This window comes from Devosia sp. A369 (assembly GCF_054489345.1).
The window spans coordinates 1-23607 of record NZ_JBTMWV010000032.1 but is presented as its reverse complement, the minus strand read 5'-3'; the positions used below and the strand labels follow the sequence as shown (position 1 = coordinate 23607).

24 protein-coding genes and 1 pseudogene are annotated in these 23607 nt (G+C 61.6%); 9 read left to right on the top strand and 16 right to left on the bottom strand.

Annotated features, from left to right (window positions below):
* Window positions 1–135: 135 nt before the first annotated feature.
* Window positions 136–672, bottom strand: a complete 537-nt coding sequence (locus ACX3OZ_RS19745) for a MarR family winged helix-turn-helix transcriptional regulator (RefSeq protein ID WP_459105341.1) — start codon at window positions 670–672, stop codon at window positions 136–138.
* On the opposite strand from ACX3OZ_RS19745, the gene hmgA reads away from it, so the two are divergent.
* From hmgA to ACX3OZ_RS19725, 4 genes are read left to right on the top strand one after another with little or no spacing between them, the layout of a single operon-like run.
* Window positions 656–1975, top strand: coding sequence for a homogentisate 1,2-dioxygenase (gene hmgA, locus ACX3OZ_RS19740; protein ID WP_459105340.1), 1320 nt, complete (start codon window positions 656–658; stop codon window positions 1973–1975). The genes ACX3OZ_RS19745 and hmgA overlap by 17 nt on opposite strands.
* 21 nt (window positions 1976–1996) lie before the next feature.
* Window positions 1997–3007: a fumarylacetoacetate hydrolase family protein gene (locus ACX3OZ_RS19735; RefSeq protein WP_459105339.1), complete on the top strand. Its 1011-nt coding sequence runs from the start codon at window positions 1997–1999 to the stop codon at window positions 3005–3007.
* A gap of 4 nt (window positions 3008–3011) precedes the next feature.
* A complete protein-coding gene (gene maiA, locus ACX3OZ_RS19730) occupies window positions 3012–3650 on the top strand; it encodes a maleylacetoacetate isomerase (protein ID WP_459105338.1) in 639 nt (212 codons plus the stop codon).
* Between the two features lie 30 nt (window positions 3651–3680).
* The gene (locus tag ACX3OZ_RS19725) at window positions 3681–4736 is read left to right on the top strand and encodes a YeiH family protein (RefSeq protein WP_459105337.1); all 1056 of its coding nucleotides are present in this window, start codon (window positions 3681–3683) and stop codon (window positions 4734–4736) included.
* Between the two features lie 131 nt (window positions 4737–4867).
* On the opposite strand, the gene ACX3OZ_RS19720 is transcribed toward ACX3OZ_RS19725, so the two are convergent.
* The 8 genes from ACX3OZ_RS19720 to ACX3OZ_RS19685 form a co-directional block, all read right to left on the bottom strand.
* Window positions 4868–5629 (bottom strand): SDR family NAD(P)-dependent oxidoreductase, encoded by a 762-nt coding sequence (locus ACX3OZ_RS19720; protein ID WP_459105336.1) that lies wholly within the window; start codon window positions 5627–5629, stop codon window positions 4868–4870.
* A gap of 22 nt (window positions 5630–5651) precedes the next feature.
* A complete protein-coding gene (locus tag ACX3OZ_RS19715) occupies window positions 5652–7151 on the bottom strand; it encodes a tripartite tricarboxylate transporter permease (RefSeq protein ID WP_459105335.1) in 1500 nt (499 codons plus the stop codon).
* 1 nt (window position 7152) lies between these two features.
* Window positions 7153–7620 carry a tripartite tricarboxylate transporter TctB family protein gene (locus ACX3OZ_RS19710; protein WP_459105334.1) on the bottom strand — a complete coding sequence of 156 codons (468 nt, stop codon included), beginning with the start codon at window positions 7618–7620 and terminating at the stop codon, window positions 7153–7155.
* A gap of 16 nt (window positions 7621–7636) precedes the next feature.
* Window positions 7637–8416 (bottom strand): amidohydrolase family protein, encoded by a 780-nt coding sequence (locus ACX3OZ_RS19705; protein WP_459105333.1) that lies wholly within the window; start codon window positions 8414–8416, stop codon window positions 7637–7639.
* Between the two features lie 66 nt (window positions 8417–8482).
* Window positions 8483–10198 carry an FAD-dependent oxidoreductase gene (locus ACX3OZ_RS19700; RefSeq protein ID WP_459105332.1) on the bottom strand — a complete coding sequence of 572 codons (1716 nt, stop codon included), beginning with the start codon at window positions 10196–10198 and terminating at the stop codon, window positions 8483–8485.
* Between the two features lie 9 nt (window positions 10199–10207).
* Complete coding sequence (locus tag ACX3OZ_RS19695; protein WP_459105331.1) at window positions 10208–11062, bottom strand: amidohydrolase family protein; 855 nt, start codon at window positions 11060–11062, stop codon at window positions 10208–10210.
* Window positions 11059–12444, bottom strand: coding sequence for an FAD-dependent oxidoreductase (locus ACX3OZ_RS19690; protein ID WP_459105330.1), 1386 nt, complete (start codon window positions 12442–12444; stop codon window positions 11059–11061). The genes ACX3OZ_RS19695 and ACX3OZ_RS19690 overlap by 4 nt, the downstream gene beginning before the upstream one ends.
* Before the next feature lie 67 nt (window positions 12445–12511).
* A complete protein-coding gene (locus ACX3OZ_RS19685; RefSeq protein WP_459105329.1) occupies window positions 12512–13486 on the bottom strand; it encodes a Bug family tripartite tricarboxylate transporter substrate binding protein in 975 nt (324 codons plus the stop codon).
* Between the two features lie 215 nt (window positions 13487–13701).
* Here ACX3OZ_RS19685 and ACX3OZ_RS19680 point away from each other — a divergent pair, with 215 nt between their 5' ends.
* Both ACX3OZ_RS19680 and tnpA read left to right on the top strand, forming a co-directional pair.
* Window positions 13702–14154: a MarR family winged helix-turn-helix transcriptional regulator gene (locus ACX3OZ_RS19680; RefSeq protein ID WP_459105328.1), complete on the top strand. Its 453-nt coding sequence runs from the start codon at window positions 13702–13704 to the stop codon at window positions 14152–14154.
* 169 nt (window positions 14155–14323) lie between these two features.
* Window positions 14324–14713, top strand: a complete 390-nt coding sequence (gene tnpA, locus ACX3OZ_RS19675) for an IS66-like element accessory protein TnpA (RefSeq protein WP_459105327.1) — start codon at window positions 14324–14326, stop codon at window positions 14711–14713.
* Window positions 14714–14797: 84 nt separating this feature from the next.
* Here the strand turns inward: tnpA and scpB are convergent, their stop codons facing one another.
* The 5 genes and pseudogenes from scpB to ACX3OZ_RS19650 all read right to left on the bottom strand — a co-directional run bounded on the left by scpB (window position 14798) and on the right by ACX3OZ_RS19650 (window position 20093).
* Window positions 14798–15439 carry an SMC-Scp complex subunit ScpB gene (gene scpB / locus ACX3OZ_RS19670; RefSeq protein WP_459105326.1) on the bottom strand — a complete coding sequence of 214 codons (642 nt, stop codon included), beginning with the start codon at window positions 15437–15439 and terminating at the stop codon, window positions 14798–14800.
* Window positions 15440–15474: 35 nt separating this feature from the next.
* Window positions 15475–16412: pseudogene (locus ACX3OZ_RS19665) on the bottom strand (DUF1403 family protein).
* Between the two features lie 186 nt (window positions 16413–16598).
* Window positions 16599–17663: a TniQ family protein gene (locus tag ACX3OZ_RS19660; RefSeq protein ID WP_459105325.1), complete on the bottom strand. Its 1065-nt coding sequence runs from the start codon at window positions 17661–17663 to the stop codon at window positions 16599–16601.
* Window positions 17660–18541 carry a TniB family NTP-binding protein gene (locus tag ACX3OZ_RS19655; protein WP_459105324.1) on the bottom strand — a complete coding sequence of 294 codons (882 nt, stop codon included), beginning with the start codon at window positions 18539–18541 and terminating at the stop codon, window positions 17660–17662. The genes ACX3OZ_RS19660 and ACX3OZ_RS19655 overlap by 4 nt, the downstream gene beginning before the upstream one ends.
* A complete protein-coding gene (locus ACX3OZ_RS19650; RefSeq protein ID WP_459105323.1) occupies window positions 18534–20093 on the bottom strand; it encodes a transposase in 1560 nt (519 codons plus the stop codon). Before ACX3OZ_RS19650 ends, ACX3OZ_RS19655 begins: the two co-directional genes overlap by 8 nt.
* A 163-nt stretch (window positions 20094–20256) precedes the next feature.
* On the opposite strand from ACX3OZ_RS19650, the gene ACX3OZ_RS19645 reads away from it, so the two are divergent.
* Together ACX3OZ_RS19645 and ACX3OZ_RS19640 are read left to right on the top strand one after the other, a co-directional pair.
* Window positions 20257–21327, top strand: coding sequence for a tyrosine-type recombinase/integrase (locus ACX3OZ_RS19645; RefSeq protein ID WP_459105322.1), 1071 nt, complete (start codon window positions 20257–20259; stop codon window positions 21325–21327).
* A gap of 32 nt (window positions 21328–21359) precedes the next feature.
* Window positions 21360–22040, top strand: a complete 681-nt coding sequence (locus ACX3OZ_RS19640; RefSeq protein WP_459105321.1) for an NAD(P)H-binding protein — start codon at window positions 21360–21362, stop codon at window positions 22038–22040.
* Window positions 22041–22070: 30 nt separating this feature from the next.
* On the opposite strand, the gene ACX3OZ_RS19635 is transcribed toward ACX3OZ_RS19640, so the two are convergent.
* Both ACX3OZ_RS19635 and ACX3OZ_RS19630 read right to left on the bottom strand, forming a co-directional pair.
* On the bottom strand, window positions 22071–22376 hold the full coding sequence (locus ACX3OZ_RS19635; RefSeq protein WP_459105320.1) for a hypothetical protein: 306 nt from the start codon (window positions 22374–22376) through the stop codon (window positions 22071–22073).
* Window positions 22373–22753 (bottom strand): hypothetical protein, encoded by a 381-nt coding sequence (locus ACX3OZ_RS19630; protein WP_459105319.1) that lies wholly within the window; start codon window positions 22751–22753, stop codon window positions 22373–22375. Before ACX3OZ_RS19630 ends, ACX3OZ_RS19635 begins: the two co-directional genes overlap by 4 nt.
* A gap of 436 nt (window positions 22754–23189) precedes the next feature.
* On the opposite strand from ACX3OZ_RS19630, the gene ACX3OZ_RS19625 reads away from it, so the two are divergent.
* On the top strand, window positions 23190–23486 hold the full coding sequence (locus ACX3OZ_RS19625) for a hypothetical protein (protein WP_459105318.1): 297 nt from the start codon (window positions 23190–23192) through the stop codon (window positions 23484–23486).
* Window positions 23487–23607 lie beyond the last annotated feature (121 nt).

Here is a 23607-nt window from a genome sequence, read left to right as displayed (position 1 = left end):
GGTATAGATCCCCAACCCTCCTGCAAGCGTCGCAGAAGGAAGATAGGTGGCCGACTTTTACGCCGCCCGAAGCGGGACTATCCCGCCGCTACCGTGGACTAATTTTGCACCGCCGCTCTCAGCCATAGGCTCAGCCTAAAGCGATGCACTCATGATTCTCGCCAGCATGGCCTTGAACATTACAGTGTCTGGGCCAAGCAGCAGAAGCATTCGTTCTTCATATGAGCGGGCAAACTTCACTATGTCTGCATATGCTTCAAGGCCTGCCGGCGTGAGAATTAGATGCTCAACGCGGCGGTCATCAGCATCGTTTTCGCGCTTAAGCCATCGGCGGTTTTCAAGTGCCGCCACTGCACGGCTGACCTTGGTCTTGTGCATGGACGAATGAGCCCCAATGCTGGTCGCCGTCAGCGTTCCGAATTGCCCCAATGTGGCCAACGTGCGCCATTCCGGGCGGGAAAGCCCATAGCGTCCGCCGTAAATCTTGGCGAAGCCCTGACTGATGATCTCCGATGCTAGGTTGACCTGGTAGGGCAAGAAGCTTTCCAGTTCGAGAACGTCGTAAGCCCTGGTTTTCCGCATTTCCCGTCTCTTGATAGTTACAAATTCAACCGTTACCGAAGCAACAATATGGAATTTCAGGGGAAATGCAAACATGGCACTCCAGTACATGCCGGGCTTCGGAAACGATTTTGAAAGTGAAACGCTTCCAGGCGCCTTGCCCCAAGGCATGAACTCGCCGCAAAAGTGCGCGTATGGCCTTTATGCCGAGCAATTGTCGGGTTCTCCGTTCACTGCGCCACGTGGCACCAACGAACGCTCCTGGCTCTACCGCATCCGCCCAAGCGTCAAGCACACCGCCCGTTTTGTATCAGAATCGCGCACCTTCTGGAAATCTGCGCCGTCGCTCGATGACCATGATCTGCCGATCGGGCAAATGCGTTGGGACCCCATTCCTGAACCCGATGCCGGAACCGATTTCCTGGCCGGCATCCGCACCATGACAACGGCAGGCGACGCCATCGGCCAAGCCGGTATGGCGGCCCATGTCTACGCCATCAACAGCGACATGGAAGACGACTACTTCTTCAACGCTGACGGGGAACTGATGATCGTCCCCGAGCAGGGAACACTCCGCGTCTCGACCGAAATGGGCATAATGGATGTCGGGCCGGCCGAAATCTGCGTGGTTCCGCGCGGTATGGTGTTCAAGGTCGCTCGCAAGGACGGCACCAAGACGGCGCGCGGCTATCTCTGCGAGAACTACGGCGCCAAGTTCACCCTGCCCGACCGTGGGCCCATCGGAGCCAACTGTCTCGCCAATCCGCGCGATTTCAAGACCCCGGTGGCCGCCTATGAGGACAAGGAAGTCCCGTCCCGCGTACATGTGAAGTGGTGCGGCAAGTTCTACGTCACAGAGATCGGCCATTGCCCCCTGGACGTCGTCGCGTGGCACGGCAATTACACACCCTACAAATACGACCTGCGGACGTTCTCTCCGGTCGGCGCGCTCATGTTCGACCATCCCGATCCCTCGATCTTCACCGTGATGACAGCACCAAGCGGTGAAGACGGCACGGCAAACATCGACTTCGTGATTTTCCCGCCGCGCTGGCTGGTGGCCGAAAACTCGTTCCGGCCGCCGTGGTACCACCGCAACATCATGAGCGAGTTCATGGGTCTGCTCTATGGCCAGTACGATGCCAAGGAAGAGGGCTTCGTGGCAGGCGGCATGAGCCTGCATAACATGATGCTGCCCCATGGCCCCGACGCCGTTGGCTTCGAAAAGGCATCGCGCGCCGAGCTCAAGCCGCAGCGCCTGGACAACACCATGGCATTCATGTTCGAGACCCGCTTCCCACAGCAGATGACGCGCTTTGCCGCGGAGCTGGAGACTCTCCAGACCAACTACATCGACTGCTGGGCAGATCTCAAGAAGCGCTTCAATGGCACGCCTGAAGGCGACTGGTCGTAACGGTAGCGAGGGAGACGACGCATGAAACTTGCAACACTCGAAAACGGGACCAGGGACGGTCGACTGATTGTCGTCTCGCGCGACCTCAAGCACTACGCTGACGCTTCCGCCGTCGCGCCATCCCTGCAGAGAGCGCTGGACAACTGGTCCAGCGTCGCGCCGCAACTGCTCGCAATTGCCAGCATGCTTGATAGCGGGGTCATGACGGGCCAAGCATTCGACGAGGCGCAGGCGCTGTCGCCCCTGCCCCGGGCTTATCAATGGGCCGATGGCTCTGCCTATGTGAACCATGTCGAATTGGTCCGCAAAGCCCGCAACGCGCCAATGCCCGAGACCTTCTGGACAGACCCCCTGATGTATCAAGGCGGCTCGGACGCCTTTCTGGCGCCGCGCGCGCCAATCGTCATGCCGCAGGATGAGGGTTTCGGAATTGACATGGAAGGCGAGGTCGCCGTCATTGTCGATGATGTCGCCATGGCCGCCGGCCTCGAAGAGGCCCACGCCGCGATCCGCCTCATCATGCTGGTCAATGACGTTTCCTTGCGCGGGCTCATTCCAGAAGAACTGGCCAAGGGATTCGGCTTCTTCCAATCCAAGCCCTCCTCGGCCTTTTCACCCGTCGCTGTAACACCAGACGAGCTCGGGGCGGCCTGGGACGGTGGCAAGCTGCACCTTCCCCTGATGGTCGACTATAACGGCAAGCCGTTCGGACGAGCCAATGCCGGCATCGACATGACGTTCGATTTCCCTCGGCTTATTGCCCATGCTGCGCGGACCCGCCCGCTTTGCGCCGGTACGATCATCGGCTCAGGCACGGTGTCCAACAAGCTGAACGATGGCCCCGGCCAGCCCATCGACCAGAATGGCGCAGGCTATTCCTGCATTGCAGAAGTCCGAATGATCGAGACCATCAATTCAGGCGCCGCCAAGACACCATTCATGCGCTTTGGCGACACGGTGCGCATCGAGATGTGCGACAGCGAGGGTCGGTCGATCTTTGGCGCCATCGAACAAACCGTCAAACGGGGTTAGCACAATGAGCAAGCCCGTCCTCTACGACTACTGGCGTTCGTCGGCCAGTTATCGGGTACGCATCGCGCTCAACCTGCTGGGCATCGAATATGAACACGTGGCGGTCAATCTGCTCCCGGGTGAGCAGCGTCAAGCCGCGCACGTATCGCGCAACCCGCAAGGACTGGTGCCGGTTCTGGATATAGATGGCATTCGTCTCACCCAGTCACTCGCCATCATTGAGTATCTCGATGAAACGCGGAAAGCAGGCTTCCTGCCAGCGGATCCCGACGCGCGTGCACGGATCCGGGCGACCGCCTACGCCATGGCCATGGACATTCACCCGGTTGCCAATCTCTCAGTACTCAGCGCTGTCGAACAGATGACCGGCAGGCCAGAGGCCAAGAAGGAATGGGTGCAGCGCGTGCTCAGGCGCGGTCTGTCGGCGCTCGAAACCATGCTGTCGGACACAACTGGTCCATTCTGTTTTGGCGATGCGCCGAGCATGGCCGATATGACCCTCATCCCCCAGCTCTACAACGCTGCCCGCTGGGAAGTGGACATGACCCAGTTGAACCGCTGCCGCGAAGTCGCAGAAAATTGCGCTGTCCTTCCCGCATTCGCCGCTGCACACCCTGACTCGGTCAAGCCAGCCGACACCTGACAGGCCTGCCCTCCAATTGCCGTTCCACCCTTGCTGCACGTCAAAGAGTTTATCGTGACCCCAATGTCCTATTCATCAGACGCGGATACACGCCTGGATCGCTACAAGGGTCTCGTGCCGGGCATCACCCTGGTCGCGATCGTCACCGCAGCGGCTTACGGGCTGCGCCAGGTGCCAGGCATGTCCAGCATCAGTCCGATGATCAGCGCCATCTTCATCGGCATGCTGTTCGCGAACTTTACGACCGTTCCGACCCTGGCGCTGCCGGGCGTGGCCCTGTTTGGCAAGAAGGCGCTGCGACTGGCCGTTGCGCTGCTCGGGCTGCAGCTCACGATCGGGCAGGTCATGGAAGTGGGCGTCGCTGGAATGGCCGTCCTGGCCGTTCTGGTGGCAGGAACCTATGGCCTGACGCTTGCCCTTGCCAGGCCGCTGGGGGTCGATGCGGGTCTTGCCCGGCTCCTCGCTGCCGGAACGGCGATTTGTGGCGCCTCGGCAGTTGCGGCGGCAAACGCCGTGCAGAAGGGCAGCGATGAGGACGTGTCCTACGCCGTTGCCACTGTGACCCTGTTTGGCACGCTCGCCATGCTGCTCTATCCACTGCTGGGTTCGCTCATGGGCCTGGAGGCCAACGCATACGGCTTCTGGATCGGCTCGTCCGTGCATGAAGTCGCGCAGGTGGTTGCGGCCGGTTTTCAGGCGGGCACCGAAGCTGGGGAACACAGCGTCGTGGTCAAGCTGTCCCGCGTGCTGTTGCTGGCGCCACTGCTGATCACCATGTCGGTACTGCTCAACCGTGGCTCGTCAGCCAAGGGCGGATCGCTTTCGCCAGCACAGATCCTTCCAGTCTTCGTTGTCGGGTTCATGCTCTGCATGCTGGCGAACAGCTTCAATCTCGTGCCGGGCGTCATCAGGGATGTACTGGTGCAGCTGACGCCCATTCTGCTCACGGCGGCGCTTGGCGCCCTCGGCCTGGGCACGCGCTTCACCGCGCTGCGTGAGAAGGGCGTGCGCCCACTGGTTCTGGCCGCCGCGGCCTCGGCATTCATCGCAACCGCAAGCCTTGTCCTCATGCCATGGGTCGGGTGAGGCCCATCACGCGGTCGCGTTGAAGCCGTGAGCTTTTCGCTCGGGCCAGATGCACTTTGCCGACGTAGACCTGCCGCCACCTGTGCCAAAGCGCTGGCGTCGACGGTCTCCTGTCAGTCACCGATATGCCGCTAGGGCATGTAGTAGCCGCCATTTACGTCGATGATCGTGCCGTGGACATAGGCACTGGCTGCGCTGGCAAGGAACAAAGCGGCATTGAGGATATCGCTCGGTTGACCGACGCGGCCGACCGGGGTGCGGGCCAGGTAGGGCTCATCCGTCTTGGCGCTGGCATATGAGCGCATCGCGGTGTGCGTCGCACCCGGTGCAATGGAGTTGACGGTGATGCCGCTGCCCGCGACCTCGCCGGCCAACTGGCGGGCAAAAGCAACCATACCGGCCTTGGAGGCGGCATAGACGGCGCTGGTCATGTCTGACCGCATGCGGGCGGCCTGCGATGCCATATTGATGATGCGGCCATAGCCGTTGCGTCGCATATGCGGAACACAGGTTCGGCACAGGATGAACGTGCTCGTCAGGTTGACGTTCAGCACGGCCGACCATTCCCCAATGGTGGTTTCCTCGACCGTCACCTTCCGGCCGTCGCGTCGCAGGTTGATGCCGGCATTGTTGATCAGGATGTCCAGCTTGCCGTCCTGCGCAACCGCGGCATCGACAGCCACGGTAACAGCGTTTTCGTCCGTGACGTCGAGGACATAGGGCGCGGCCTTGAACCCTTGTGCCTTCAGCGCCTCCGCCTGGGCAATTACGGTCTCTGCCCGATCAAACAGGTGCACGCTAGCGCCCCGTTCGGCAAAGCCGAGAGCCAAAGCCTGGCCGATCCCGCCGCTGGCACCCGTCAGGATGACAGCGCGGTTCCGCAGATCATTCATGTTTCCCCCGGTCGTTTTCGCCTCAGTCTTCGACGACGATGGCCTTGTCCTTGATGTTTCTCGCCGCCGGAATGCAGACGACGATGAGCAGGGCAGCGGCGGCAGCCAACAACGTGGCGCTCAGCGGATGGGTGAAGAAAACCGACGGATCGCCCCGTGACAGCAACATGGTCCGGCGCAACCACTCCTCCATCATCGGGCCGAGGATGAACCCCATGAGAAGCGGGGCCGCCTCCACACCAATGCGGGAGAAAACGTAGCCAATGACCCCGAACACGGCCATCAGGTAGACATCGAAGATGCTGTTGCCGATGCTGAACACGCCGATGCAGCACAGCGCTAGGATGGCCGGGTAGAGGAAGTGGTAGGGTATCGAGATCAGGCGCACCCAGATGCCAATCAACGGTAGATTGAGGACGAGCAGGAACAGATTGCCGATCCACATCGACGTGATCAGGCCCCAAAACAGCGCAGGTTGCTGCGTCATGATGGATGGACCAGGCTGGATGCCATGGATCATCATCGCACCAATCATCAAGGCCATGACCGGATTGGACGGCAAGCCAAGCGTCAGCATCGGAATGAACGAGGTCTGGGCTGCCGCGTTATTGGCGGACTCGGGACCCACAACTCCTTCGAAAGCGCCGTGGCCGAACTCCTCGGGGCGTTTCGACAGGCGCTTTTCGGCCGCATAGGAGGCGAACGAGGCAATCATCGCACCACCGCCCGGAAGCAGTCCCAGGACAGAGCCAATTCCGGTGCCCCGCAGCACCGGCCCGACCATACGTTTCCAGTCTGCCCTGGATAACGTCATCCCAGAGGCCTTGGCGATCACCTGTGATTTCGTACCCTCATCGCTGAGGTTTTTGATGATCTCGCCAATGCCGAAAATACCCATGGCAATGACCACGAAGTCGACGCCGTCATAGAGGTCGAGCACGCCGAAGGTAAAGCGTGCGATGCCCGACGTGGAATCGGTCCCGACAATGCCCAGGATCAAGCCAACGATCACCATGGCAAGGGCGTGCAGCAGGGAACCATGGGCCAAGACAATGGACGCAACCAGGCCCAGCACGATCAGCGAGAAGAATTCCGGCGCGCCGAACAACAACACCACGTTGACCAGAATAGGCGCGAAGAAGGCGACAAGAATCGTACCGACGGTGCCGGCGAAGAAGGAGCCGATGGCGGCGCCGGCCAGCGCCTTGCCTGCCAAGCCCTGCTTGGCCATCTGGTGGCCATCGACAGCAGTCACGACGGATGACGCCTCACCCGGCAGATTGACCAGAATGGCCGTCGTTGAGCCGCCATACTGGGCGCCATAGTAGATGCCTGCCAGCATGATCAGGGCCGTGCCCGGCTCAAGGCCGAAGCTGATGGGCAGCAGCAATGAAATGGTCGCCAAAGGTCCGAGGCCCGGCATGACGCCGACGGCCGTGCCCAACAGCGTACCGATGAAGCAGTAGAATAAATTGTTCAGGCTCAGGGCCGTCGTCAGGCCAAGTTCGAGATTGGCGAGCATGTCAGCCTCCAAAGACCCAGCCCAGCACGGGCATCTGCACTTTCAGGAACGTCACGAATACCAGCACGCAGCCCAGCACGAAGCCGGCGAGCCCCAAGGTTGGCACAAGCCTCAGACGGAATTTCTGGCTTGCAAACGCGCCGACCATGATCGTGGTGAAAAGTGCGATCGGCAGGCCAAGAGGCCCGAGCAACAGTCCGAAGACAACAGGGGTGAGCCCGATGACGATGAGGGGCTTGCGCGCAATGGGCTGCGTCTCTTCGCCCGCCACCAGCACGCCGCGAATGATGGATGCGACGCCAAGCATTCCCAGAATCAGCCCAAGCGCCATCGGGTAGAATCCAGGTCCCATCTGTCGCAGGGACCCCAATTCGTAGCTGCTCGATGCAACCGCTGTGACGATCCCGATGAGCACGTACGCGCCCCCGGCCCAGACGTCTCGTCTGGTCATGATGGTTGAGTCAAACATGGTCGACCTCCCGATATTAGTCCTGTGCGAGACCCAGCAGTCGCGCTGCGTTGCCGTGGGAAACCTTCTCCCAAGACTCCTGCGACCAGTCGAACCGCTTGCGGAATTTCTCAACCACGAAGAGCGGGTTGAGCGGATGGCCGCTGGCGTAGACGACCTGCTCGTTGAGGAAACCGTTGGCTGCTTCAAAGAATGCGTCATTGCCCGGCAGCGACCAATAGAGCGATGGCTCGAGGTAGACGTTGAGCCGGCGGTAGCAAAGCGCGAGGTAGTCATTCACCTGCGGCCAGGGGGAGTGGGAGCAGACGAAGTTGACCTTGGGGAAGTCGAGCGCCACACGATCGATCCGGTAAGGATCGCTATAATTGCCGACAAACGGCCCCATGGTGAAAACGACGGGCATACCGAGTTCGGCGGCCTTCTCGTAGATCGGATAGGCCTGCCGGTCGTCGATGTGCGTGGCGCTCATGCGCGGATCGAGGGCGGCGCCCCGGAAGCCATAGCGCTGCACCAGGCTCCCCAAAAGTTCGGCGGCCTTCTCGCCCTCCGCCATATCCAGCCCGCTCAGACCGATGATGCGATCGGGGAATTGCTGGCAGCACTCACCGATATAGTCGTTGGGTATGCCGTATTTGATCGCGCCATCACGAATGATCTCGCGACCGGTGAACACACCCACGCTGATACCGTTTTCGTCCATTGAACGAACATAATCGGGCAGAGGTACGGAATCCGGCTTGGGGTAGCCCCAGCGCTTCCACTTGGTTTCCTGGTCGGGACCGATGTCGCCATTCATGAAGACGTCGGTATTGGGCCGCGCCCGAAAGTCTATGATACCTGGCATCTCTTGGGTGCTCCTCGCTTACGCTATCGATGCGGATTTCGCGGCGGCGTGCTGCGCTGCACGGTAGGCGAATGCGATAGCTGGCCCGATGGTCGTGCCAGGACCGGGATAGAAACCGCGCATGACCGCAGCCATGTCGTTGCCGCAGGCATAGAGCCCATCGATCGGCTTGCCCGCCTCATCCAGGACGCGTGCATCGGGGTCGGTCGCCAGTCCAACTGTGGTGCCAATGGTGGCTGGGACTGCCTTGATCGCATAAAACGGCCCTTTCACGACGGGGGCCAGGCACGGATTTGGTTTGACGTCCGGATCGCCGTTGAACGTGTTCAGCGCTTTGGTGCCGCGCCCGAACTCATCCACGCCCGTCTCGGCAGACGTGTTGTATTGCTTGATGGTTGCTTCAAGGGCATGGGCCGGCACCCCGATCTTGGTGGCAAGCTCGGCAATGGTAGTCCCGCGAACAAGGTAGCCGTCGCGGATGAACGGCCAGAGCGGGGAGATCAACGGACGAACCAGACCAAGGCCGAATTTGCGGATAAATCCGTGATCGCAGATGAACCAGGCCGGGGTCGCGCCATGCCGGATCATGGCCATGACAACGTCATGATAGGACTCTGCCTCGTTGGTGAAGCGACGACCCGACCAGTCAACAGCCAGGAAGCCGGGTTTGCCGCGATCCATGTGACCGTGGACCCAAAGGATGTCCTGGCTGCCTTTGCGCCGGACGGATGCCGGCGACCAGAAACCCGGATTCTCGATAGTCCTGTCGGCCACGGCGCCGATGCCAAGTGCCGACTGAATGCCGTCGCCCGTGTTGGAGGGATTGGCCATGGACAGGTGTGGCGGGTGTGGCCAGCCGGAAATATCCTTGAGAAGCTTTTGGTTGTGCGGCGTTCCCCCACAGGCCAAGACGACCGCGTGGCGCGCACGAATGGTCACTTCCTGACCCTTGTGGGTTACCACCGCACCGACGGCGCGACCGTTCTCGTGCACCAGACTTTGCAGCGGCGTCGAGGTGTGAATGGGAACACCCAGGCGACGCAGGCTGACAAAATAGCGGGCGACCAGAGCATTGCCGATCAACAGGCGCGTCCCGCGCTTATGTGTCAAGCGGGACAGGAAATGCCTCAGGATCAGTGCCGTCACTTCGAACAGGCGCGCCGGAGACGCGAACGGCCGCAACATGATCGGGATCTCGCGACGCCCAACCATGAGCCCACCCAGAACCATGAAAACCTTGCGGGGCGCGCTGATGCGATAGAAGTCATCGCCCAGCTGACGACCATCAAAGGCCCGCGCGGTAATCGCATGCCCGGTCGTGGAACCATAGGGCGCGTCAGCGTGGTAGTCAGGGTTCAGAGCATGGTCGAACACCACCTCGGAATTGTTTTCCAGCCACTCTATGGCTTCGGGACCAGACTGCAGGAACGCGTCGATGTGCGGTGCCGAGAATTTGTGCCCAAGTTCATGCTGCAGATAGCGACGCGCGTCCACAGGGTCCGACTTGTGCCCTGCCCGCGCGATGTTCTTCGCACCCGGAATCCAGGCAGTGCCGCCCGACGTCGCCGTCGTCCCGCCGATTGTCGGGTCCTTTTCACAGACCAAGACGGACAGGCCCTTCGCGGCGCCAACAAGGGCCGCGGTCAGCCCCGCGGCCCCTGAGCCAAAGACCAGCATATCGACTTCACTGGGGAGCTCCATCGATGGGTTCTCCTGCCTATTTTGGTTGGTCACGAAATTGTCCTAGTCCAGACGCAACAGCCGGCGCGCATTGTCGCCCATGACCTTGTTGAAGGTCGCTTCAGGCCAGTCCCACCGGCGATAGGCCTCGATCATCGGGGTAAATGGCTTGGTAGGATAATTGCTACCGAAAACCGTCCGATCGGAAAGGTAGTTGCGGACGGCCTTGGCGTATTCCTGTGCCCCGGGGAACAGGTCGGTCATATAGAGGTCGGGGGCCAGCCAGATGTTCGGGCAGGCCATGCAGACTCCGATCATCTCCATGACGAAGGGATAGCCGGCATGGGCGATATGGATGTCCAGTTTGGGGAAATCCATCGCCACCTTGTAGGCCTGAATTGGGCTGCCCCACTCGTAAGGCTGCTTGGTGAAGGCCTGCAGCACGCCCGAAAGGGTGACATTCACTGGAATGTTGCGCCGCACGCATTCGTCATAAATTGGATAGAGGCGCTTGTCGGTCATCAGCGAGAAGCTGGGATCGAGCGAAATCGTGGGCTCGAGAGACACACCGACAAAACCGGGAATCCTGAAGCAGCGATCGATCTCGGCAAGGATCTCATCGGTGCTCCAGCGCAGGTCGACGCCCATAAAGCCGACGAAGCGCCCTGGATACTGACCGAACAGCCCGGCTAGGGTCTGGTTCTTGACGGTGCCGAACGGCTCCAGAGAATAGCGGCCCGGAACCACGGCCAGATCGATTCCCGCCTCGTTCATTTCCTCAATGAGCATAGGGAGCGAACGGGCCTGGGTGGACGGCAGTCGCGGAAAATCCGGATGTTCGGTCTTGCCGACAGACTGATAGAGCGAGGATTCGAGGATACCCGCGATCGGGGGCCTCAGACGTGCATCGATGATCATGCGGCATCTCCGCGCCTTGCCATGATCGTCTGCGCGGCCTTGCGACCGAAAATCACGGCCTTGGCGATGGCCGTTCCAGTCATGTAGCCCTTGCCGTGCAGGCCGCCAACGACTTCGCCCGCCGCATAGAGACCGCCAATGGGCTTGTTCCACACATCAATGACACGCATGTCGGTGTCGATCTTGAGCCCCGCATAGGTGGTGGCCATGAAGGGCGCAGCCGCCTCGCCATAGAACGGCGCGTTGTCCAGCGGGAACGGTTTGCCGACCTTGGCGGCAAGGTGCTCGCGACCAAATTGCTTGTCTTCGCCGGCGCGGATGTCGGCATTGTAGCGCTCAACACTTGCCGTGAGTACAGCAGAATCAAGGCCGAGCTTATGTGCCAGCTCCTCAATAGTGTCTGCCTTGACGATCCAGCCTTTTTCGTAGGCCGCCTTGAAATTCACGGTGCGCGGCGCCTCAGCCGAGAGGTCCATCACGGCTTGGTCAAAGATCTGGAAGCCCATGACGCCCTCTTCATCCAGGCAGGCGTCTCCGATGGCCTTGTAGGACTTGGATTCATCGATGAAGCGCTGCGCCGAGCGATTGACGATGATGCCACCACGATACATGGGCAGCAAAATGGTATTGGGTTCGCGCGGGGCCTCTTCGTAGAGAGCCCCGAAGGTGGGGACCAGAGCATCGATATCGGCGATCGAAGCGCCATGCTCCCAGGCCAGTTTGATACCGTCGCCTTCGCTGCCGGGGCCGCCGAGGCGAATGGTCTTTTCGAGCTGGGGCGCGAAGAGCAGGAACAATTCCTTGTCCTTGGCGAAGCCGCCAGTGGCCAGCACCACGCCATCGCGGGCGCCGATCTCGCACTCTTGCCCTTCAACGTCGACGGTCAAACGATTAACATTGCCTGTCTCGGGGTCCCGCTTCAACCGCAGGACCTTCGCCGAGGTCAGGAACTCGACGCCGGCCTTCCTGGCACGTGTGTTGAGTAATTCAATGATCACCGGGGTGGAGGCCGGGTGGCTGCGCGGCACGGACTGACCCGATGAGAACTGGATGGCGCTGAACTCTACGCCCGAGCTGCGTAGAAACTCATAGGCCGCCAGTTGGTTCTCGACATAGACTTCGATCAGACCATGGGCAACCGTCTTCTTGGCCAGGGCCCGGAGGTCGCTGCGCAGCAGCTCGACGCTATCCGCGATGCCTTCAGCCTGTTGTTCGGGGGTACCGGCAAAGGCGAACGAGCCACCGCTATGGAGGGTGCTGCCGCCGACCGTCGGGAGCTTTTCGAGAACGAGCACTTTGGCGCCCGCCTCAGCTGCCTCGACCGCAGCGACATGCCCCGCCAGGCCGGCACCAATGACGACGATATCGGCTGAGTACTGCATAGATAATCTCACAATGAGCGCAGGGAGTGGAACGGACCGGCAGAGCCCGTTCCTGCATGAGAGCAAATTAGAGAAGCGGTATCGCCGCCGTCTCGATCAGGTTCTTCCAGAGCTCGCGCTGGTCGGCAAAGAAGGTAGTGAACTCAGCTACACTCATCGGATCTGGACGTGCACCCCAACGTGCCAGCTGCTCGACGACAGCAGGTATCTCAACGGTCTTGTTGATGGCGGCGTTCAACTGCTCCAGCAGCTCTGGATCGGTACCGGAGGGCGCGAAAACGGCGAACCAGGTGGTCGGCTCGAAGCCGGTAATGCCAAGCTCGAGTGCGGTCGGGACGTCCGGCAGGAGCGGGACACGTTCAGTACCCGAGACGACGAGACCACGCACCTTGCCGCTGGCAACGAGCTCGGATGCGGACGTGATGTCGTTGACGGCAACGTCGACTTCCTGACGCATGATGGCCGTCGAAACTTCGGGACCACCATTGTAGGCCACGGGATAAACCGGGGCACCGGCCGCCTGGCTGAACAGGTGCATACCCATCAGCGTCGACACACCAGCATAGGCAGCGGTGAGCCCGTCAGCCGACGCACGGGCGAGTTCGATCAGTTCCTGGGCGTTTGCCGTTTCGTCATCCGGGCTGTTGACGACAATGAACGGCAACTTGGTCAGCATCGCGACTGGCGTAATGGCTTCGGGATCGTAGGTCATTTCCTTGCGGATGGAGGGGGTGACCGCAATCGTGAGCGCGTCAAACAGCACGGTAAGGCCGTCTGGTTTGGAGCGGGCAACCTCTGCCTCACCGACCATGCCGGATGCGCCGACGATGTTGTTCACAACCATCTGGCTTCGGAACGGCTCTTCGATATGATTGATCACCAGACGCGCAACGTTGTCCACGGCGCCACCGGCGGGGAATGGCACCACGACGTTGATCGTGCCTGCGGGATAATCGGCGGCGAAGCCCGCGCCAACAGCTGCCTGCGATGCTATCGCGGCAAGTGCGGCGACTCGCGCCACACGGCGAAACTGGAATTTCATAAAAGCCTCCCAAATGAATCTGATGCTTATTGGCTCGGCGCCCCTCCGACGTCGGTTGCTGGCGAGTGGCAACCCTTGGGTCGTCATGGCGGCGGAACGGACATATTAATCGTCTCATCTGCAACGATTGTCAATTGGGCGACTGCACACGTTTGTCAGATTTTGTTTTTTGGCTCATATGCTACTGTCGCGACTTGAACGAGGGGTGCGCCCGGATGACTAAGGCTGACGAGAATCTGGAACTTGCGCAGTTTCTCCCATATCTGCTGAGTGTATTGTCGGGACGCGCGAGCAGAGGCTTGGCGGATGCGTATGAGAGACAGTTCGGTATTAGCATTCCGGAGTGGCGCATCCTCGCCCACCTGTCTCAGAATGACTGCGTCTCTGAGACAGAGCTCGTGCAACGCACTGAAATGCATAAGTCAAAGGTCAGCCGGGCGGCGTCGCGTCTGGCCGAAGCGGGGATCGTCGCCAAGTCTGTTGATGTAAGCGACCGTCGCATCGTGGTCGTCTCGATGACGCGAAAAGGCCGGCGGCTATTCCAGCAAATTATTCCTCACGCTTATCAATTCGAGGCGCACATGCTTGACGTGCTGACCATCGAGGAGGAGAAAATTCTGCGCCAGATCGTCCCCAAGCTCATAGAAGGCCTCGTCACTTCCCGATAAAGCTCCCTAAGAAAATCCTATATGAGACTAAATTGAACTCGCGACGCCAGCAATCGGGGAGCAGCGGCTCGACAGGCCTGATCAGGTAAGCGGTGTTCTGTGCCCACCTTCTGCCGCGTCGGATCACGTGCGATCCCGCACTGGTTGATGTCAGTGCTGGAATTTCTCCATGGACGCTCCATTGGGGATACTCACAAATGGCTGGAGGGACCGCCGCAATCGGCAGTGGCCTGATGAGATGAAGGCGCGGATTGTTGCCGAGACGCTTCGTCCGGGAACCACGGTGGGTGAGGTTGCGCGGCGGCATGGACTGAAGGCCAACTATGTCTCCTCGTGGCGGAGCCGCGCCCGGAAAGGCCAACTGGTGGTGCCAGCACCGGAGGACCCAATTGAGTTCGCGACGCTGATGGCCACTCCCGTTGAGGAAGTGACGACGATGGAGCTAGTGACGTCGGCTGGTCCGGAGATTGTGATAGGGGCGGTGATCATCCGGCTGGAGCCTGGCGCCTCGGCGAGCCGGATTGCTTCGGTCGTTCGTGCGCTGACGGCAGTCTTATGATCTGCCCCACCATCTGATCTGCCCCACCATCCGCGCGCACCCGATCCAGCGAAGCGGGTTGGTGTATTAGGCACAGAATGGGTCCTAGAATTCGCTGCTCTCACCATCTTCGGCCGACAAGTTCGGGAAATCGTGGTGCAGCTGGTCGCCGCTGAGCAGCCCAGCATCCTCCAGCCCTTCCAGATCAGGCAGGTCGCGCAGCGTGTCGAGCCCAAACTGCGCCAAAAACCCCTCGGTCGTGACATAGGTGACCGGCGCCCCCGCCGTCGGGCTGCGTGGCCCCGCGGTGATCATATCCTTGTTCCGCAGCGTCCCGATCACGTCGCGCGACACCTCCCGCCCCAGGATCTCGGACACGCCACTGCGGGTGATCGGCTGATGGTAGGCGATCGACACCAGCACCATGGCCTCGTTCTGGGTCAGATCAACCGCCCGATCCGGCACGGCAGCGGAGGCCGCGATAGCATCGGCATAGGCCACCCGGGTGCGCAACGCCCAGCCGCCGGCGACATTGACCACGTCATAGGGCTTGCCGCGCAATTGGTCCCGGATATCCTCGATCAGCAACTCGATGCTGGCATTCCGACCGACCACCCGGGCTAAAACCGCGCGCTCTACCGGCTGCGGCGCCGCGAACAGTACCGCCTCGATGCGGTTCATCCATTCGCGCCAGCGCAGCTCGGCCGGCATCTCCGCGAGCTCGGGGTCGAAGCTTGCCGGTTCCACTTCTGCTCGTTTGCGCCGGACCATTGCTTGTGCCCTCACAAGCCGTACAGCCGAAAAATCGGTTGACCCGAAACCTCGCGCACTGCGCCCAACGCCCCCAACCGATCGAACAGCCGCCGGGCCCCGCGCGCCGTCAATTTTGCGCTCGACCACGACCCCGGCACCACATCGTCGGTCAACAGCAGTTTCACGACATCAGCGGCCCCCTTGGCCCGCAGTTTTGGTGCGACCTCGGCTAGTGTTGCCGCGCGCGGCGCCAACACATCGGCGCCGAGATCACAGGCATCCGCTGCCGCCGTCGCATAGGCCAACAACACCGCCCGAGACCAGCCGTCCCCGCCGGGCCGGATGCGCTTGCGGTTTTCGCCGGATTTGAACACCGCTGACGCCCCCTGCCCCATCAACAACGGCACCGGCACCGGCCATCTAAGCTTTTGCGCCAGCAGCGCATCGGCCAGCCAGAACGCCAGCAGTTCGGCATCGGGCCGGGCCCGATAGACGGCAGCGGCGCCGGCCGGGACGACAGCAGCATGTCCTCGGCATTGGCCACCACCTCGGCGAGCGCGTCGTCCCAGTGCAGACCAAACTGCTGTTCGGCGACGGGACGCACAAATTCCGCGTCGCAGCTTGTGGTCCGACTGGCCAATTTGCGCCAGGCCAACAACAGGTGGCCTGAGGGGCCGGGATCATCGCCGGCGCCGCGCAGATAATGGCTATCGCGCAGCGCACATTCGTCCTCGCGCCGGCCGCTCAAATGCACCGCCGCGGCAGCACTCTTCAGCGCCAGCCGCTGGCGCCATACGCCGGCCCATACTGGATCACTGCGCACCAGATTATCCAGCGAATTCAAGGCTGCACCGGCCAGATACGCCGCATCGCTGTCGTGCAGAACCACGCCACGCGGTCGCGCCCAGGCCGGCACTTTCGGTACCGGCGGCGGATCGACAAGCAGCAAATCAGCGCGCGTTTTCATGCCGACAGGCTATCACGCGGCGGCGCTTCATACCACCATTAGCGCAACTAACCGCCCCACCTGTCGGCAACATTTCACTTCCGATAATGTTCAATTATCGGAACCAGTGTGCTAGATGTTGATTCATGGCCCATTCCCCGCCCGAAACTGCTCCAAACGCTGTCGGAATGCCGGAATTGATGAGACTCAAGGGCCTGGGACACGTCTTTGAGCGGAGTGCTGAGATTTTCGGTGCGGTATCATGAGACTGGCTGAAGCAGAATCTTGAGACTGAGACCGCCGCGCCGTCGACAATGGCAACGCCGGCGTTGCTGTTTGTCTCACCTGTAAGCGGCGAAGCCGGGCATAGATCCGCCGGCGAAGCGCAGGTGGCCAAGGGCGCAGCGACCGACGCAGCCGCTGCTCGCCCGCCGCATCACTGGCCATGAGCACGGCAACGACCTGCTGCACCGGGTCCGCCACCAGCCGGCCGAGGCCAACCGACAGGGCATAGGCTTGCAGCAGCGAGCCTTGCGCCAGAGCTGAAAGGCCAGCCCGCACCGGCTTGGTCAGCAGTGGCGCCGTCCGGTTATATTCCGGCACCACCACAAGCAGCGCCTGGCGCGCAATCGGGGTCGTGAGAAAGCCGTGATTGTCCCGCCGCGCTGCCAGCGACAGGCGCGGCTGTTCAGCAAGGGACGGCGGCGACGACTGCCGGTGCCGCACGGTCAGAAAGCCCACCAGCTCCGGCACCGCTGGCGATGCGGCAGCGCCGCGGGACCATGCGGTCAGCTGCGCCACGCCAAGCCGGGCATCCCGATCCAACGTCGCAAGCTGCTCTTCTGATAGCAGCGCCGGCAAGGTCGGCACACCGGTGACCGCCGACTGAAGGCGACTGTCATGAACCGGACACCAGAACGACCAGGGCAAGGCATTGAGCTTGAGCCGAACATCGGCTGGGCAGTGTGGGCAGACCCGTCGCTCACCGCGCGCAATCATCATGCGGGCCGGCGGCGCCAGCTCGCCAAAGCTCATGGCCTGCAGCGCCGCCGGGGTCAGTCCGGTACGAGCGGCCAGCACGGCCCCCTCCCCTGCCCCGAGGCGCCACTCCAGCTCAAAACTATTGCGGTTTCCCAACGCCAGACGATCCAGCAACGCCGGCGGCGTCATGCCATAGAGTGCCGCCAAACGGTTCAACCAGGACGCCAGCCGCTCGCCCTCGTGTGGACGCGGCACCACCGGCAATTGTGCTGGGCCCGACAGCTGCCTCATACCGGCTCACCCAGCAGCACCAAAATGCCCCGTTTGTCCTCGACATCCGCAGCGACGATGCGTTCCGCCCCGCTCTGGATCGCGGCAATAGCCAACATGGTCATCAGCGAGAAGACGCCGGCCGTGATGCCACCGGTGACCTCGACCAGGCGCTTTAGGGTGCGCTCGCCAATCTCGCTCGGCCGCCGCAGCGGCAGCGTCCGCTGCAAGCTGCCGATCAAACCAGCAAAATCGGTGTCGTTCTGCCAGGGCGGCAGGGCAAAGGCCTCAAACCGGCGCACCAGTTGATCGTCGGTGCGCAGGGCATTGCGTGCCTGCTGGGTGCCGACGCAGACTAGAGGAATGCGCAGCTCGTTGCCCAGGAACCGCAGCAGGTTCAGAAATCGCACCTGTTCGCGGATCGAACCGGCCTGCAGGCTGTGCACCTCATCAATGACCAGCATGCCCGGCCCGATCTCGCCCAACAGCCGCAACGTCAGACTTTCGAGCAGTCCCAGTGTGGCGCGTGGCGGCTCCGGGGCCCCGATCGCGGCCAGCAGGCGCTGATGGAACCGGGCTTCGTCCGGCCCCGACACCATCTGCACCACGATCACCGGCATCGTCATGCGGCCGGTCACTGCATCGAAATGATGGGGATGATCGCGGGCGAACTTTTCCACCACCATAGTTTTGCCCATGCCGCTGGCGCCGACAATGAGTAGATTGGGCATGCGGGCGCGTTGCGGGAAGACAATCAGGTCCTCGAGCTTGGCCAATGCCTGCTCGGCCCGGGGATAGGCGATCCAACGATCGGCGCGGATCCGGCGAATGCGCTCCTCGGCGCTCAACGCCGCAAGCGGCCGGCTGGCCACAAACAGATGTTCAAACGCCTCAGTCATCCCATTCCTCCACTGCGAAATACGGCAACTGCAGCGGCGTTTCCGCGCCAATAGGGTCGGCAGCCGGTGTCCCGTCGATCAGTGTGGGCGGTGCCAGATGCGCGCGCCGTGCTCGATCCCGCCGCGTCGCCTTGGTCGCGCGAATGGCACCATCGACCAGGGTGCGCTGCGCCAGGATGGTTGAAAAAATCAGCTCCTCGTCGACGGCGCGGCGACCTTGTTCCCGCAAGGCGCGCAGGGCCGCCCGGTGCTCCCACAGCGCAATCGCCGGACGGGTCCGGTCCGCCGGGCGCGCCTCAAGGTAGCCTTGCCCGGTCTGCACGAACACGCAGGACAAATTGCGTGGATCGTATTTGATCATCAGCCGGCGCGGCTCGCGCCCCATCAGCCAGCGCAGTTCGTCGGACCAATAGCGAATGTGAAACATATGCAGCCCGTCGCGCTGCAGAATGCGCTCCTCGAACGGCAAAAAATCGATGAAGAATTGCCGTGGATCAGATGGCCTGCGGATCAGAACGTCGGCAATTCGGGCGTTCCAGGCAGCAATTGGCGGCATCGCGAGGGCTTTATGGACCCGGGCATGGTACTGACCGACGATTTCGAGGGCGAGATAGGTTTCCAGCTCGCGCAGCGTCATCACCGCTTCGGCTTCCGGATCGAGGTCGCCGCGGTCGACAATGTTGGAGAAATGCGAGCCCGGTAGCAGGTGGATGGCGCCCATCACGGTGCCGATCAGCCGCTCGATATGCCCACCGAAACGCGGCGTTCCCGGTGGCCGATAGGTGAGCTCGATCCGGTGTTCGGCGCAGGCCCGCTCGAAGGCGAGGGCGTGGAATTCGGCGCCGTTGTCGACGTGAATAGTGCTCGGGATGCCGTGCGCCGGCCAATCCGCGGCAATGCCGCGCGCCGCGAGCCAGGCACTTTTGTCCATCACGGCATGGGTCAGGCACAGCGCCACAGCGGTCAGTGCCGGCGCTTCCAACGAAAGATAGAACCCCATGGTCATGCGGGTGTTGACGTCGATAGCCAGCGTCAGCGTGGGTCGACCGATCGGCAGCCGGGTCGCGGGATCAACCACCGTCAGGTCAACCTTGGTGTGATCGATCTGGACAATACGGAGCGGCGCCCCGGCGTCCAGCGTGCCCGGCGTGGCCAGAAAGACCGCCTCCGACTTGCCCGCCCCCTCGCGCCGCCGCAGCAGATCGGCCTGGTCGTGGGACTTAAGCCATCGGCCGAGCCGACGAGCGGACGGTGGGGGTAATGTGGCGGCGTGGCAGTCCGCCGCGACCTCGCGCCAAAAACGCGTCAAGGTCGGCTTCCGGCGTGTTGCGTACAACTGCCTGAATTGCTGCTCCACTATGACCAACACCGGCAGATCAAAGGGTTGAATGCCCATACTCGGACCCGGACGGCGTGGCAGCAGTGTGCTCGTGCGCCCATCAAGCCGAAATTGCTTCAACCACCGGAAAATTGTGGCGCGGCTAACAGCGAGCACCGCCGCAGCGCCGGCGATTTCCGAAGCGTTTGGGCGCTCGGGCAGGCGCGACAGCACATCTGCCCGCCTCTTGGCTTCGGCCCAAAACTCTGAATCTATGCTAACTTGCTGCATCAGCCTCGCCATTCGGCTGCAGGCTGGTCTCAAAACTACCGACTCGAACGCGAGGCCAGTCTCAATAACCCCGACTCAATCGCAAAATTGCGTCACGGATAAGACCTTGAAAACCAACAACCCAGAGTCGCATGAAGTCCAACCGTCCGACATTGACCCCCAGTTGCCGGTGGTTGCCGACGCAGCCGAACCGCCGGCGCATCTCGAAAACCTGGCCGCGGCCGCCAAGGAGTTTGCCAAACACGCCAGTGCCGCCAATACCCAGACCGCCTATGCTCAGGACTGGCGCCATTTTACCGGCTGGTGCCGCCGCCGCGGCCTGGAGCCGCTGCCCCCTGCCCCGCAGGTGCTGGGACTGTACATCACTGATTGCGCCGCCCCCGAGGCCAAAGGGGTTAAGCCGCTGGCCGTGGCCAGCATCGAGCGCAAGCTGTCCGGGCTGATGTGGAATTTTCGCCAGCGCGGCTTTGCCCTCGATCGCAGTGATCGCCATATCGCCAGCGTGCTGGCCGGTATCCGCCGGAAAAATGGCAAGCCCCCAGTGCAAAAGGAAGCCATTCTGCCCGACGACATCGTCGCCATGGTGGCGAGCCTGGGCCACGATCTGCGCGGACTGCGCGATCGCGCCATGCTGTTGCTCGGCTTTGCCGGCGGGCTACGGCGCTCGGAAATCGTTGGGCTCAATGTAAGCCGTGCTGACATTGAAGTTGAGGGCTGCGGCTGGATCGCCATCGAGCCCGGCGGCGTGCTGCTAACGCTGCGCGGTAAAACCGGCTGGCGCGAAGTGGAAATCGCCCGCGGCTCGTCCGAAAAAACCTGCCCGGTGGCGGCGCTTGAAGCCTGGCTGAAGTTTGGCCGGATCGAGCGCGGCCCCATCTTCCGGCCGATCCTCAAGGACAACAAGACCGTCGACGTTGAGCGGCTCTCCGACAAGCATGTCGCCAATCTGGTCAAGCGCACCGCCCTGGCCGCCGGGCTGCGCGGCGAGCTGCCGGAGCATGAGCGGGCACTGCAATTTGCTGGCCATTCGCTGCGCGCCGGGCTGGCCAGCAGCGCCGAGGTCGATGAGCGCTATGTGCAAAAACAGCTCGGCCACGCCTCAGCCGAAATGACCCGGCGCTATCAGCGCCGGCGCGACCGGTTTCGCATCAATCTCACCAAGGCGGCCGGGCTATAGGCCCCCTGCCCTACGCGCGCACAGACAAATAGATGAGCCTGGGTTCAGCGACGGAGACAAATGACCATGAAGATATTTCTGATCGGCGCAACCGGTGTCATCGCCTGTTGCCATTGCTGCATTCGAATGGCCACCAGATCATTGCCTTGCACCGCAAACCCGAACAGGCAAAGGACATCACCGCCGGCGGCGGGTCGCCGGTATTGGGCGATATTATCGAAATGACCGTAACTGATCTCGTCACGGCCGCCGAAGGCTGCAGCATAATTGTCTTTTCGGCAGGAGCGGCTGGAAGCGGCCTGGATCGAACGACGGCGATCGACGGTGACGGTCCGATCAAGGCAATCGCAGCAGCCAAAAGGCTTGGCATCGCGCGGTTCTACATCGTGTCTGCTTTTCCAGAAGCCGGACGCCGACGCGCCCACAACGATCGGTTTGAGCATTACATGGCTGAAAAGAAGCGCGCCGATGTAGCGCTAGCGGCTTCTGATCTTGATTGGGTCATTTTGCGACCCGGCACGCTGGTTGATGAGGATGGCGACGACAGGGTCACGCTGGGGCCGGTTATCCCCTATGGCAATGCGGCGCGCGGCAATGTCGCCCGCGTGCTTGCAGCGCTGATCGAACGGCCGCAAATCCGTCGTGAGGTCCTGGAACTGACCGACGGGAAAATATCGACCGCTGAAGCGGTTCGCCGATTGCAGCGGGTGTAGTTCTTAGAGATGTGTACCGACGCTCCAGCGTTATCGCTGGTCGTGGTGTTGGGCTTTGGTTTGACCGACCATTTTTGCAAGTTCCGAAAATGGAGGCGTAAACCCGTCCGACGCTGAGTTGTTGGCAAGTGCCAGCAACCGCGGGGCAAAGGCCATGGCATCACGTTCGGAGAAACTCAGTTCCTCGGTCCGATAATCGCCGAGCGCCGTTTGCTCGGCCCGCCGCAAGGCGGTGTCGATTTCTTCGCGCGTTAACAGGCCTTTGTCCGCCAGCGCGTTGTTGATTGCCGCTATGGCGAGATAAAGCCCTTCGAGTTGGAGGTTGGCGGTGTTCATGCGTCGCGCTCGATTTCGATGTTGAGTGCCAATTCGGATACCTCGTCAGAGCTTAACTCAGCGGTACTGATATCTCCGATGGGCTCGTTCTCCCGGCTGCCATGAAGCAATGTGCCCCACTCGGCTCGCCACAACCCCAAGTCCGTGAGTGCGACGACAACTTCCTCAAAGCCATGAAGTTCCTTTGCTGCTTGTGCCGCGCGAAAGGCTTCGGCGATGTCACCGTACTCTGCCTCGTCGGCATCCACATCACCCTTGGCCTCCCACCACACCGCGGCCTTGAGTTGGCCATTGACGTTGGTTTCGATGCCAACGGTGACAGCTTGGGGAGAGACTTGTCCCACGGGGACCCTGCGATAAGCGTTGGATTCGGTCATGTGAAACTCCCTTGCTCAGCTTCAACGCAGAGATCGACGTTTCGCTGCGTTGCCGTACCGCGCCTGACAGTCGGCGCCGGAACGGAAAATGCTCAGCCGGGTTGTTTAGAGAGATGGGAGGCATCTATGGCTGAGCACAAATCCAACAACGATGAACGCAGGGCGGGCCCGAGCCGGAAGGGCCCTTTTGCGGGCGAAAGGCAACATGTGGCCCCCAGCAAAGATGTCGCTGATCCCCATCCATCAACCGAGGAAGATTACGACAAAATTCCGCATCCGGGCGGCGCCAATCCGCCGAAGGGGCCGGATATCGGGCCTAACTCCTACGCACATGACGGAACGGCTCCACCGCGGCCCAAGAACAAGGGGCCGGGCCGGAATGATCAAGATAAAGCCGGAGGACGATCTCTTGGACATCCGGGCACAACAGTAGTCAATGACCCTCATCTCGCTCGCCCTGATCGCATCTTCAACGGCTATTTTCGTTGGTGCGGCGACTGCGGCAAAGGCATGGACGCTGTCGGAAAATAGCACCGCTTGGCTGGTATTGACCCTAGGGCTCTACACCATCGGCAATCTCATTATGCTACGCCTCATCAACGACCTGGGGATGGGCATCGCGCTGAGCCTGTCTGCTATCATACAGCTCATCGCGATTAACGTGGTGGCGCTCGCCTTCTTTGGAGAGCGCGTCTCGGCGACTCAAGCGATCGGTTTAGTGCTAGCAGTCTGAATAGCCCCTAGATTTGTAGACGCCTTCCTTCCTAATTTTGAGGCAAGGAGGCCTACATGGGCAAAGCCAATTTCAGCGACGATTTCAAGCGGGACGCGGTTCGTCAGATCACCGAGCGGGG